This is a genomic window from Pseudoduganella lurida (assembly GCF_007830455.1).
Classification (GTDB): Bacteria; Pseudomonadota; Gammaproteobacteria; order Burkholderiales; family Burkholderiaceae_D; genus Rugamonas; species Rugamonas lurida.
Map to the genome: position 1 here is coordinate 1 of NZ_VLLB01000010.1, position 12,800 is coordinate 12,800.

The 12,800-nt window shown below is 63.0% G+C and carries 11 protein-coding genes; 7 read left to right on the forward strand and 4 right to left on the reverse strand.

The annotated features are described in order from the left end of the window. From IP91_RS26320 to IP91_RS21800, 3 genes are all read left to right on the forward strand, one after another. Window positions 1-305, forward strand: a 305-nt coding sequence (locus IP91_RS26320; RefSeq protein ID WP_206752334.1) for a hypothetical protein, incomplete at its 5' end; no start/stop codon positions are given. Next, window positions 302-787 (forward strand): cyclic nucleotide-binding domain-containing protein, encoded by a 486-nt coding sequence (locus tag IP91_RS21795; RefSeq protein WP_145651939.1) that lies wholly within the window; start codon window positions 302-304, stop codon window positions 785-787. The genes IP91_RS26320 and IP91_RS21795, both read left to right, overlap by 4 nt. Next, window positions 784-1,902 (forward strand): AI-2E family transporter, encoded by a 1,119-nt coding sequence (locus IP91_RS21800; RefSeq protein WP_229474816.1) that lies wholly within the window; start codon window positions 784-786, stop codon window positions 1,900-1,902. The genes IP91_RS21795 and IP91_RS21800 overlap by 4 nt, the downstream gene beginning before the upstream one ends. 86 nt (window positions 1,903-1,988) lie before the next feature. Here IP91_RS21800 and ahpF read toward each other — a convergent pair whose 3' ends face one another. Next, window positions 1,989-3,581, reverse strand: a complete 1,593-nt coding sequence (gene ahpF / locus IP91_RS21805; RefSeq protein WP_145651941.1) for an alkyl hydroperoxide reductase subunit F — start codon at window positions 3,579-3,581, stop codon at window positions 1,989-1,991. 73 nt (window positions 3,582-3,654) lie between these two features. After that, the gene (ahpC, locus tag IP91_RS21810; protein WP_145651943.1) at window positions 3,655-4,218 is read right to left on the reverse strand and encodes an alkyl hydroperoxide reductase subunit C; all 564 of its coding nucleotides are present in this window, start codon (window positions 4,216-4,218) and stop codon (window positions 3,655-3,657) included. A gap of 261 nt (window positions 4,219-4,479) precedes the next feature. Here ahpC and IP91_RS21815 point away from each other — a divergent pair, with 261 nt between their 5' ends. Genes IP91_RS21815 through IP91_RS21825 form a run of 4 tightly spaced genes read left to right on the forward strand, consistent with a single transcriptional unit; the run spans window position 4,480 to window position 8,916 of the window. Then, window positions 4,480-7,404 (forward strand): T6SS effector BTH_I2691 family protein, encoded by a 2,925-nt coding sequence (locus IP91_RS21815; RefSeq protein WP_145651945.1) that lies wholly within the window; start codon window positions 4,480-4,482, stop codon window positions 7,402-7,404. A gap of 15 nt (window positions 7,405-7,419) precedes the next feature. Further along, window positions 7,420-8,163 (forward strand): putative type VI secretion system effector, encoded by a 744-nt coding sequence (locus IP91_RS21820; protein WP_145651947.1) that lies wholly within the window; start codon window positions 7,420-7,422, stop codon window positions 8,161-8,163. A 7-nt stretch (window positions 8,164-8,170) separates the two neighbouring features. Next, on the forward strand, window positions 8,171-8,323 hold the full coding sequence (locus tag IP91_RS26125; RefSeq protein WP_158643187.1) for a hypothetical protein: 153 nt from the start codon (window positions 8,171-8,173) through the stop codon (window positions 8,321-8,323). A 47-nt stretch (window positions 8,324-8,370) separates the two neighbouring features. After that, window positions 8,371-8,916, forward strand: a complete 546-nt coding sequence (locus tag IP91_RS21825) for a putative type VI secretion system effector (RefSeq protein ID WP_145651949.1) — start codon at window positions 8,371-8,373, stop codon at window positions 8,914-8,916. Here IP91_RS21825 and IP91_RS21830 read toward each other — a convergent pair. Both IP91_RS21830 and IP91_RS21835 read right to left on the reverse strand, forming a co-directional pair. Further along, the gene (locus IP91_RS21830) at window positions 8,913-9,878 is read right to left on the reverse strand and encodes a DUF4123 domain-containing protein (RefSeq protein ID WP_145651951.1); all 966 of its coding nucleotides are present in this window, start codon (window positions 9,876-9,878) and stop codon (window positions 8,913-8,915) included. The two genes, IP91_RS21825 and IP91_RS21830, sit on opposite strands and share 4 nt — an antisense overlap. After that, complete coding sequence (locus tag IP91_RS21835; RefSeq protein WP_145651953.1) at window positions 9,878-12,670, reverse strand: type VI secretion system Vgr family protein; 2,793 nt, start codon at window positions 12,668-12,670, stop codon at window positions 9,878-9,880. The genes IP91_RS21830 and IP91_RS21835 overlap by 1 nt, the downstream gene beginning before the upstream one ends. Between the last annotated feature and the right edge of the window lie 130 nt (window positions 12,671-12,800).

Below are 12,800 nucleotides of genomic sequence, written 5' to 3' on the forward strand. Positions count from 1 at the left end.
CTTTTTCCATTTCAGGTTTTGTGTTTGTGCGACAAACTAGTGAGCAGAGTATTGTCCCTGCGGACAATACGGTCCTCGGGCTCGAAGGGTTTCGCCTGCAAGCGGAACCGCGGCCCGCAGGATGTGGGAGAGCCCCGTCCGCTCCGCCAGCATTATGGAAGGCGCTGTCATCGAAAGGTGACAGCGCCTTTTCATTTGCAGGTTTTCATTTGCGTTTGTGCTACAGAACACATTCGCGTCTGGCTAAAACCAGCGACAATGAGCGTGCAACTTTCTTCTACCGCACCCTCCTGGAGCTCCCGTGATTTTCGGTTTTCTCAAGCCGCCTCCCCTGTCGCCGCGCCTGACCCGCCTGCGCGAGACCGTCCTCCTCAATACCCTGACACCGCTGGAACTGAAGATCGTCGATGGCCTGATGCACGAACGGCGCTACCTGGCCGGCGAGATCATCTTCGACGAGGGCGAGGAAGGCCAGGCGCTGTACCTCGTCACGGCCGGACACGTGCAGATCAGCCGTACCGTGAACGGCGTCCCAGAGATCATCACCGAGCTGTCGCCGGGCGCGTTCTTCGGCGACCTGGCCCTGCTGGACAATTCCCCCCGTACCGCCCAGGCCCGCGCCTGGGACGACTGCGAGCTGGCCGTGTTCTTCCGCGCGGACTTCATGAGCCTGATGGAAACCGATGCCGTCATCGGCTACAAGATCTCGCTGGCGCTGGCCCGCCACATCGGCGCGCGGCTGCGCGAGCGCATGTCGATCGACGCGCCGCACATGGAGGTGCTGTGACGCAGGACCAGCACCAGTCCGGCCCGATCGTCTGGTGCGGCATCATTGCCGCCACGTGCGCGCTGGTCTTCCTGATGCAGCAGGTGCTGTGGCTGTCCGTGCCGTTCCTGCTGGCCGTCATCCTGTACTACGTGATGCTGTCGCCATTCCAGCGCCTGCTGCGCATGGGCTTTACCCGCAATACGGCGGCGGTACTCGTGGGGTTCGGCTTCGGCATCGTCACGCTGCTGGCGGCGCTGATCGCGATCGTCTGGATTCCCGCACCCGAAACGGGCTGGGCCAACATGCCCACCCGCTACCTGTCCGCCGGCGTGGGCTTCGTGCGCAACATGCTGGCCGCGCTGGAACACCAGTTCCCGTTCCTGCAGCCGGCCCACCTGGGCGATTCCGTCGAGCGCAACCTGGCGCTGTATTCGCGCGACTTCCTCCAGCATCACCTGACGGACCTGCTCGTTGCGATGGCGGCCTGGGTGCCGTCGCTGCTGCTGGCGCCGTTCCTGTCGTTCTTCTTCCTGCGCGACGGCCGCCGCTTCAAGCGCTTCCTGGCGCGCGCCGTGCCGAACGCGTTCTTTGAAAAGACGCTGTTCCTGCTGCACGAAGTCGACCAGACGGCGCGCCGCTATTTCCAGGGCATGCTGAAGCTGACGGCGATCGACACGGTCGTGCTGGCGCTGGGCCTGTGGGCCATCGGCCTGCCGTCGCCGCTGCTGCTCGGGCTGATCGCCGCCGTGCTGGCGTGGGTGCCGTATGTCGGCTCGATCGTCGGCTGCCTCGTCGTGATCCTGGTGGCATCGATCGAGGCGCCGGACAACAACGTGGTGGCCTACAGCGCGATCTGCGTGTTCATCGCGGCGCGCCTGCTGGACGATTTCGTGTTCATGCCGATGACGCTGGGCCGCAGCCTGCGCATCCACCCGCTGGTGACGGTGGTGATGATCTTCATCGGCGGCGCGCTGGCCGGCGTGACGGGCCTGATGCTGGTGCTGCCGCTGCTGGGCGTGGTGATGGTGGTGGGCGAGACGCTGGGCGTGCTGATCACGGATGCGCGGCTGCAGGCGCGGCACCGGTATGCGCGCTCGCTGCGGGTGAAGGAAGCGAGCGTGGACCTGAAATAGTTGCCAGAAAAATGGGGTCTGTCCCCATTTTCGAGGCAACAAAAAAAGGGGAGCCGAGGCTCCCCTTTTGCTTGCGCCGATAAAGCTTACGCGGCGGCGGCCAGCGTGGCCTGCTCCGCTTCCACTTCGTCGTCGCCGGAGCGGATCAGGTGGTCGAAGGCGGACAGTGCGGCCGTCGCGCCGGCGCCCACGGCGATCACGATCTGCTTGTACGGCACGGTGGTCACGTCGCCGGCGCCGAACACGCCCGGTACCGAGGTCTGGCCCTTCGCGTCGATCTCGATCTCGCCATGCTTCGACAGCGCCACGGTGCCCTTCAGCCATTCCGTGTTCGGCACCAGGCCGATCTGCACGAACACGCCTTCCAGGTCGACACGATGCACTTCATTCGTGTTGCGGTCCTTGTACGACAGGCCGTTCACCTTCTTGCCATCGCCATGGATCTCGGTCGTGGCGGCCGACATCAGGATCGTCACGTTCGGCAGCGAGCGCAGCTTGCGCTGCAGGACGGCGTCGGCACGCAGTTCGTTACCGAACTCGATCAGCGTCACGTGCTGGACGATGCCGGCCAGGTCGATCGCCGCTTCCACGCCCGAGTTGCCGCCGCCGATCACGGACACGCGCTTGCCCTTGAACAGCGGACCATCGCAGTGCGGGCAGTAGGCAACACCGTGGTTGCGGTATTCCTTCTCGCCCGGCACGTTGATCTCGCGCCACCGTGCACCGGTGGACAGGATCACGGTCTTCGCCTTCAGCACGGCGCCGGTGGCCGTGTGGATCTCGTTGACCTTGCCCGGCACCAGCTTCACGGCACGCTGGGTATTCATGATGTCGACTTCATATTCCTTGACGTGCTGTTCCAGCGCCACGGCGAATTTCGGGCCATCGGTTTCCTTGATGGAGACGAAGTTCTCGATCGCCAGCGTATCGAGCACCTGGCCGCCGAAACGCTCGGCCAGCACACCCGTGTTGATGCCTTTGCGGGCCGCGTAGATCGCGGACGCCGCGCCGGCAGGACCGCCGCCGACGATCAGCACGTCGAACACGTCCTTCTTGTTCAGTTCAGCCGCCTGGCGGGCACCGGCGTTGGTGTCCAGCTTGGCGAGGATTTCTTCCACGTTCGTGCGGCCCTGGCCGAAGTGCTGGCCGTTCAGGAACATCATCGGTACCGCCATGATCTGGCGCTCTTCGACTTCCTTCTGGAACACGCCGCCATCGATCGTGGTGACCTTGATGCGCGGGTTGATGACCGACATCGTGTTCAGTGCCTGCACGACTTCCGGGCAGTTGTGGCACGACAGCGAGATGAAGGTCTCGAATTCGAAATCGCCGTCCAGGTTGCGGATCTGTTCGATCGTCGCTTCGTCCAGCTTGATCGTGTGGCCGCCCACATGCAGCAGGGCCAGCACCAGCGAGGTGAACTCATGGCCCATCGGGATGCCGGCAAAACGCACACCGATGTCGGTGCCGGCACGGTTGATCGAGAACGACGGCTTGCGCACGTTGGCAGCGTCGTCCCGGACCAGGGTGATCTTGTCGCTCAAGCCGTCGATATCGGCGAGCAGTTGCTGCATTTCCTGCGCTTTCGCAGAGTCATCCAGCGATGCAACGATCTCAATCGGCTGCACCACTTTTTCCAGATAGGCTTTCAGTTGGGTTTTGAGATTTGCATCCAGCATGACATTTCCTTTTTCTGCATTCTGTTTGCTGCCGGGCACACGCCCGGCAGCTGTACTACCTACTTTTTATTGCTTAGATCTTGCCGACCAGGTCCAGCGACGGGGTCAGGGTGGCAGCGCCTTCCGACCACTTGGCTGGGCACACTTCGCCCGGGTGGGAAGCAACGTACTGGGCAGCCTTCACTTTGCGCAGCAGCTCGGTTGCATCGCGGCCGATGCCGTTGTCGTGGATTTCCAGGACCTTGATGAAGCCGTCAGGATTGATCACGAAGGTGCCGCGCAGTGCCAGGCCTTCTTCTTCGATCAGCACCTGGAAGTTGCGGGACAGCGTTGCGGTCGGGTCGCCGATCAGCGGGTACTGCACTTTCTTGATGGCGTCCGACGTGTCGTGCCATGCCTTGTGGGCGAAGTGGGTGTCGGTGGAGATACCGTACACTTCCACGCCCAGCTTCTGGAATTCGGCGTAGTTATCGGCCAGGTCTTCCAGTTCGGTCGGGCAGACGAACGTGAAGTCAGCCGGGTAGAACACGAAGACCGACCACTTGCCCTTCAGGGACTCTTCGCTCAGTTCGATGAACTTGCCGTTGTGGTAAGCATTGGCTTTGAACGGCTTGATTTGGGTGTTGATCAGGGACATTTGCGTTTTCCTCGTGAGGGTTGTGAATCAATGAGTACGTAGTTTAACGAGCTCTCGGCTATTTGAAAAATTGATTGTCACAATAAAGTCAATTGAGTTTGACTATCGTGACAGGCTAGCGAGACCCGGTATTATCGTCGTTCCAGGCCGTCGTGCACCAGCGGCCCGAACAGTGCTCCGTGGGGGACTTATTAATGAGATAATATTTTCCTATAGCCAGTATTCACGGGTCGCGTTCCGACCACCGCCGAGCACACGCCTATGCCCTGCACGAATCCACAGAACCCGAACTGCCCGAACTGCAACAAGTCCGGGCTGGCCATCCTGCCGGTCCGCTACGCCGTCGTACCGCAAACCATCGATGCAGCGCTTCCGGCACCGCTGGGCAACAAGGTCGCCGACGTCAAGCTCACCCAGTACAAATATGCGTTGCGGACACTTCGGCAGGGGTACCTCTACGTATTTCACGAGAAGCATCCGCGCGGCAGCCAGATCACGTGGGAGGTCTACAGCGTCAGCGAGGCGGGAACGCTCTGGAAGCAGCTGTCGCCGGAAGCGATGAAGCCCGTGAACGAGGAACCGGCCTGCTCCCGCGACGGCCATAACCTGCCCGCCTCCGTCATCACCATCGAATCACCCGAGAAATGCAAGCGGGTCTGGATCGCGTTTTCCGAGCATCGCTGGAGCAAGGAAACCTTCGACGACTTCGCGAAGGACGCGAAGATGCGAGATCGCCGCATGCAGACGTTCCTGCCGGCGACATGGGTAACGGCCGGCGGCTACCGGCATGGCCTGCCGGCCACCAGGGCGAACATCGAGCAGGTCCTGGAATACAAGCCCGGCTTCCATGCCGATACGCTGAATGGTGCGGCGATTCCGGCGATCAGCGAGGAAAGCGGCGCGCACAGGCAGCGGTCGCTGGCGATGCTGACCACGCGCTACAGGGCCGTCGCGCGCAAGGACCAGAGCGAGCCGCTGGCGAAGCTCATGCAGCAGATCAGCCGGAACCCGAAAGGCAAGGACCATCCGCCCATCATGATCGGCTTGTGGGATGCGGTGGGCATCGTCCATGAACTGAACGGGTTCCGTAACGAGACCACCGGCTGGGTGGAGAAGTACAACGCCGAACGCGATTTGCAGGTGTCGGCCATGATGGCCATCGAAGGCCTGAAGAACGCGCTGTCGAAAAAGGCGGCCGAGGACGTCGACGAATATCAGAAGCAGGCCATCGAGAATTCCACGTGGCAGGGCGACACCACCCAGCGGCGTCTCAACGCGGCAAAACTGCCGGCGCCGCAGCGCGCCAACCAGCTGGAAATCTGCGACATCATCGATGACTGGAAACAGCGCAAGGTGCCCGGCTCGCTGTACATGATCAGGCTGGATCAGGCGAATTACCTGAGCGAACCGGCGCGCGGCGCGGAGATCGCCCAGATCAAGAAGGAAGCCAACGAGCTGGTGGCGCTGCGGCAGAAGAACGCAGCAAAGAATATCGAAGGCGCGCGCGCCAATGCCTGGGCAAAGTATGAGGATCAGCTGGCTGGCGGGGCTGGGGGGAAGAAGCTGTATGAGCTCTACAAGATCAATTACGACAAATTCCTGATGGCCGCCGCCAGGTTGATGAACGAGCGTGCCGCCGATCTCGTCACCTGGCTCGAATCGCGCTATCTGGTCGACGCCTTCACGGAATTCCACGGTGCGAGTATTGCAGATGGCATTGCTTACGATGCGCACGTCGGGCAGGCTATTTTCGGCATGCAAACGAGCGAGGCTGGCCAGAAGAAACTCGATGCCTGGATCGAGGACCTGAAAACCGGCGAGCAGAATCTGCTGTGGCGATCGGTCGCCCTCAACCAGACCGCCGGCCTGGCCGAGCTGGACAGCTACCTTGCGGAAGCGGCGCAACATGCCGCCAAAAAAACACCCGGCGGCTCGATCGACTGGCTGACCACCATGTCGAAATCGCTCAAGGCATTGATCGACACCTACAAGAAATTCGCCAGCTTTAACAGCTCGAACACGGATGCCGCTTCGGAGAAAGGCAGCAAGGCCTTCGGCGTCAAGCTCAACCCCATCAATGCCCGTGGCACGGACCTCGTCGTGATGACGGCCGGGGAACGTATTTTCGGCCAGTTCCGTATTTTCGGCCTGGCCGACTACGCCAGTGAAAAGATGATCCAGCATCTCTTTGGCGTGCGGGCCCTGCTGACACCTGCGGAATCGCTGAAGCTGATCAATGTTCAGGTAGCGAACGAACCGGCAGTCCGCTCCCAGCTCCTGAAAAGCCTGCGTGAATCGAAAGCCGGCTCGCTCAGCGCCGCAAAGGAGTTGAAGACCAAACAATCGGAAGCGCTGGGCAAGGCCTGGAAGGATTTCAACGAGACCAATGCCAAGGCGGCCAACTCGATGCGCGATGCAAGACTGGCACTGCTGATCATGCTGGTCGAAGGCGTCAATTTCAGCAAGCTGCTCAATGATTGCCTGACCAAGAATGACAAGAAGAGCTGGCTGTCGTTGGCCGCATCCGGCATGACGATTTCCAGCGCCCTGTTCGATCTGGCGACCGTGCCGGTGAAGGCGGTTGCAAAAGGCGCCGGCGACAGCTGGTCGTTCCAACGGCTGAAGCTCATCGGCGGGGTACTCAGCACGCTGGCCGCTTCCCTGACGGCGTATATCGATGTCAACGAGGCGGAAAAAAAGCGGGCACAGGGCGAGCGGCTGGTGTCTTCCCTTTACCTGCTCAAGGCATTCGTCGGTGGCACGGGCGCCGTCCTGACCTTCGCGACCACATTCACGTATTCCGCACCCGTGCTTGGCCGCATGCTGGGCAGACCAGCCCTCGGCACGGCCGCGCGGGTCGCTGGCGGCCGGGCGGCCGCGATCATTGCGACGCGCATCCTGTTCATGTCGGTGGGCGCCTGGGTCACCGTTGTCGCTTTCGGCATCCAGATCCTGATCTGGGTGTTCAGCAGGAACGATCTGGAGATATGGTGCGCCCGGTGCACGTTCGGCGTCGATGGCAAATCCGACGAACGGTACAAATCCGTCAACGAACAAACCACGGCCCTGGAAGATACGATGGTCGGCATGGGCATGGCACCGGCGCCCGCAGCGAAGACGCCAACAGCACAAGAACTTCTGGCACTACCTCGGCCAAGTGTCGAGGAAATGATGATGCATGATTAAGGCGACTGCAAACCGATGACTGACTTTGTTGAACATCCACGCGGCGACGGACTGGTACATATCGGCGGCGTCATCGAGAATTACCGGGTGGTCCGTGAATCCGCGAGCTTTGTCTTCACAAAAGGCGATCAAAGGAGCTTCGGGGCGATTGCCATCGCCGCTTCGCTGGCCGGACTGGGCGCACAGGCCATCTCGGTTGCAAGCAATGCCACCGCGCTGGACGAGGAAGCCGATCACGTCCATTTCGACATCGACGGGTTGGCCGTCAGCGGCTGGCTATGGCGCAGTCCGTTCAAGGAAGGCGACCGCGTCGAGATTGCAGCGGAGTGGCGCTCCGATCACTACGAGGTGTTCGGCATCGCCAGACCGGCAGACAGAACGATTGCCTTGTACCCTCACTGCACGCGCGGCAAGGTCACGCACATCAGGAACGCGATCAAGTGGCTGATTTATGCCGCCATATTCTTCGACGTCGGTGTGGTGGCACTTTCCAGCACGCTCAATACGACCATCGTCGAATACTGGACAGGCGCCTTCAAGGCTGGTGCGGGATGGGTCATCGGCGCCATCCATCTGGTCATGGCTTTCGCTGTCTACAGCATGACAAAAAAATGGCTGCCGTTCGTCAGGGTGGCGGAAAAAGTATTCAGCACGCTGGGATTGCCGTCTCCGGGCAATGTGGACCTCGTGAAGTCATCGCGCGGCAAGCAGCAACCCGACGACACCTTCGAATTCGGCGCCATGTACTTCCGCTATTGATCCGTCGATGACCCGCTTTGAAAAAATACCGTCGCCCGATGGCCTGGTGAGGCTGAGCGGGACGATTTCGGATTATCGGGTCACGCGACAGGAAGCCAGTTTCTTCTTTACGAAAAATGACCAGGCTGGATTCGGCGTGATCGCCGTCGCGCGTCGTTAGCGGGACTGGGCGCGCAGGCCGTTTCCGTTGCAAGCAATGCCTCAGCGATGGAAGAGGAGGCAGATTATGTATCCTTCATGCTTGACGGCAGGCGCGTCAGTGGCTGGCTTTGGCGCAGCCCGTTCAGGGATGGCGATGTGGTGGAGGTTGCCGCAGAATGGCGCTTGGACCAGCATGAATGTTTTGCCATTGCCCGACCGTCGGATCGAACAATCGCGTTATATCCGCACTGCACACGTACCATAAGACCCCACATACTGAACGCCATCAAATGGTGGATTTATGCGTCGCTATTTTTCGAACTTGTTCTGTTAGCGATAGCTAGTACGATGGACCCCATGACGACGAAACAGGTCTATACACGAACGTTCAGCGCAGGTGGAGGCTGGGTACTGGCAGGAATTCATGGCTTCATGGCTGTTGCGGCGTACAGCATGACTCGAAACTGGATTCCTTTCACTCATATCGCGGAAAATGGGTTCGTGCTATTGGAATTGCCAAATGCTTCAAAAATAGATCTCGTGAAATCGTCCCGAGGCAAGCATCAACCCAACGACACGTTCGAATTCGGCGCCATGTATTTCAGGTACTAGCCCGCAGCGCCAGCCTGCTGCTGCCCGATCAACGCCTCCAGGCGATCCGCGGGCAGGCCCGTGATATCCTCGACAGCACCGCCATAGAACTCGCCCTGCGTCGTCAGCTTGAACACTTCTGCCAGCCGCGGATCGGCATGGAATTCCGGCCCCAGCGTCAGCGCATGGCTGGCGAACAGCACGCGATCCTGTGCGTCGATGATGTTATAGCGCGTGGCGTGCTGCATGGCGCCGAGGATGGCACGCGCATCGATGCGCGCCGCACCGTGCGCCGACCGCACCCTCAACCAGGCGGCGTGCAATGTCGCATAGTCATCCACCTGCGCCCACTGGTCCGGATGCAATGACAGCCTGGCCGATGCGGGCACGCTGTCCACTGCCGCAGGCAACTCGTGATACTGCAGTTGCTGCGCGCGGCTGAAGCCGACAAGCGTCGTGGCAGGCCCCAGCAGCTGCCGCTTCTGCGCCGGATCCAGCGCAAGCCATAACCATTCGCGTACGCCGGGATCCTGGAACCGCAGCAGCTTGTTCAAGCCGCCCTGCACATGCAGATGGCAATTCTGCGCCCAGTGCTGCGCGACGACGGCAGCGTCGTTGCCGGTGCGGATCCAGCCCGCGATCGGCTGGCCGTTGGCTGCCGCGAGATGATCCGGCTGCCACGCCTGCCACGCGATCCGCACGCTGTCGCTGAATACCGCGGCGTCGCCGGACCGCCGCAGATCGAGCGGCACGAGATATGGCGCGAACTGCAAGTCGAAGCGGGGATGGGCAATCGGCACGCGCACGCGCCGCGCCTCGACGAGCGGGTGGCCGGCGAACGGATCGCCCTGGGCCGGATCCACCCACAGCACGCAGGCATCGGCCGCCATCTCGAAGAAGTAGCGGTGCAATGCCTGCAGGTGCGGCATCCATCCGGTATCGACCGGCGGATCGTCGGGCTCCGACGTCGTCCACGCTGCCATCACAGCGTTTGTGCTCCCGCCTGCGCGGCGCTGGCATCCCTGGTCGCCTGCTCGCAGCCCTTGATCGTCCCTTTCGGCAGTTCGCCTGCCGCGCTGGAACTGGCCGGCCCGGCCAGCTCCTTCGCACTTGCCTTGAACGCGATCGTGCCCGGCCCGTGAATCATGATGTTGCCGCCCTCGAGCTTCAACGACGCGCCCTGAGCGGTCAGCATCACATGGTCCTTGCCGCTGATGGACACGTACTTCGTCACGCTGGCCACGGTGATGGTCTTGTCGGCCGTGATGCGCGTGGCATCCGACTGGCTCTGCACGCTGACCTTGCCGGCGGCCGCATGCAGCCGGATGCCGGTTTCCTGATTGGGCTTGGTGGCCGAGGCAGCGGTGCCGGACGTGAACAGGCCGATGCCCTCCTTCACCATGTGGACCAGGTTCGCTTGCGAGACGAGGTTGACGTCTTCCGCGGCGGCGAAGCTGGTGGTGGCGCCCGCCGCGACCACGGCGCTGGCCGGCGTGACGGCGGCGATGCCGGCAGGGCTGGACAGCTGCAGCTGCGGCTCGCTCCAGGCCGTTGCGCTGCCCTGTCCGCCGTCGCCGCTGCCGGCCCCGGCGCCACCGGTTTCCACCACCTCGGCACTGTGCCGCAGCTGTTCCAGCGCGGGCAGCTTCGCAGGTTCCGGCTCTTCCTTCAGCTTCGCATGGTGCTTCTGGGCCGTTTCAGCGAGGGACTTCTGCAGTTCCGCGCTGGCGCCGATCTGCGCCACGGCCTCGCGCGAATCGAGTTGATGGCCGGTGGCGCCCGCGCGGACATCGGCGGACAGTAGCAGGCCCTGGCCGGCACGCAGCGCCAGCGCGTGCCGCGTTTTCAGTTCGGCGCCGAACCCGGCGGGCTGCAGGCGCTGGTTGTCGGTCTGGTGACGCAGATGGCCCAGGTTCAGTTCATCGGTACCCTCGTGCGCCGCAGCATGGCGCTGCAGGGCCACGCGCGGTTCCGCCGGCGTGTCGTCGAACACCAGCTGGCTGTAGGCACCGGTGCCGTCCTGGCTGGCTCCCATGGCCTGCGATTTCAGGCCGGACAGCACCGCCGCATGCGCATGTGCCGCCGCTTCGCCCGGGAACCATGCCGGCGCGTTGCCGGTGGCGTTGCCGGCGCCGGCGTTCACCTGGTTGGTCTGCGCATCCGTCGCACCGCGGCCGTTGTACACGCTGCCGATCACCACCGGGCGGTCGATGTCGCCATCGAGGAAATCCACCAGCACTTCGCTGCCCACGCGCGGCACCGCCACGCTGCCCCAGTTCGCGCCCGCCACGGGTGCCAGCGGCGTGGCGATGCGCACCCACGTGCCGGCGCTATCGTCGCCCGGTGCGCCGCTGTGACCCTGCGGCGCCGGGTGGGCCAGGCGACTGTGGCTCTGCTCGCCACGCTGCCAGTGGAACTGCACCTTGATGCGGTGATCGCGGTCCGTGTGGATCGCGGCACCGGGCGGGCCGACCACGATGGCCGTCTGCTGGCCGCGGATGGTCGGCCTGGGCCGCAGCACGAGCCCATGGCCGTCGCTGTCGGTGCTGCGGTAAGGGACATTGCTGCGGATCGCATCGATGCGGTTGCGGTACAGCGGGCGCTCGCCCTTCGCGGGGCCGGTGGCATGCAGGCTGGTGCCCTGCTCGCGCGTGACCAGTTCCGCCAGCGCGCTCACGCCGAGCGCCTGTGCAGCCTTCTCGCGGATGTCCGTACTCAGGTTGTTGTGGGCCAGGTGCAGCACGCGCAGCACGGCGAAGGTGCGGCCGGCATCGTCGCCTTCGTCCAGCACTGCCTGCCCCGCCAGCGTGAACGTGGTGCCGGGAGCGAGGGTGCGCACCGTGCCGGCACCCGTGAATAGTGCGCGGCGCGCCTGCAGTGCTTCGAGCTGCCGGTCGGCGATGCGCTGGCCATGCGCGCGCGAGGTGTACGCATAGGCACCAGGTGTATCGCGGATCAGCGGTCCGGTGCCACCATCCGCCGCCGCTGCGCTGACGCGGCGCGTGCCGTTGCTGCGGTAGTCCCAGCTGTCGATGTCCACGCCGCCCGGCGTCCAGCGCACTTCGCTGCGCCAGCGGTCGATGCTGTCCTCCCGCATCACGGCGCCCGGCTGCGTGAAGCGCACCACCGGCTGCGCATTGGGCTGGAAGCTGCCGTTGTGGTCCGCGATCACCAGCGTGTGGCTGCCGAGCGTGGCGCTGCCGGCATCGCCGCCGTGCTCGAAGTAGTAGAACAGGCCCTCCTCGCGCATCAGCCGTTCCGCGAACGCCTGGTTCGATTCCTGGTACTGGCAGGTGAGCGAACGTTTCGGGTAGATGGCCCGGTCGGCGATATCGTAGCGCCATTGCGGCGCCAGCTTGCCGGGCTGCTGCCAGTCGGTGAACAGCGCGTCGAGAATGTCGAACACGGTCTGCTCCTGGAACACGCGGCTGTCGCGGCCCAGCGCCAGGAAGGCGTACCAGGGACCGATCGTGAGCTCGTAGCGCGCCAGTCCGCCATCGGCACCCAGCATGCGCACGGCGGTCACGTGGCCGTGGAACGGCCGCAACGCGTCGCGACTCGTTGCCGTCATCAGCTCCAGCAGCACCGGCTGGCCGATCAGCGATTTCAATGCGATGCCGGCATCGTTCGACAGTGCCGTCACCGTCAGTTCATACGGGCGGCTGATGCCCTCCTCGCCGCGCAGGCATTCCGCCACGAGCCGGTCGGCGCCCAGCGGCGTGGTGAGCCGCAGGATGCGGTCGTGCTGGCTTGGCAGGTCGGACGATGAAAACATGAGAGCCTTCATGAACGGTGCAATTTATTATTAAATTATTACCATTTTAACCAGTTTTCTGCCTGCTTGGTACATCGCGGCAATCGAACCAGCTTACTTGCCGTTTGCATGTAACTTCACGGAGGCCGCT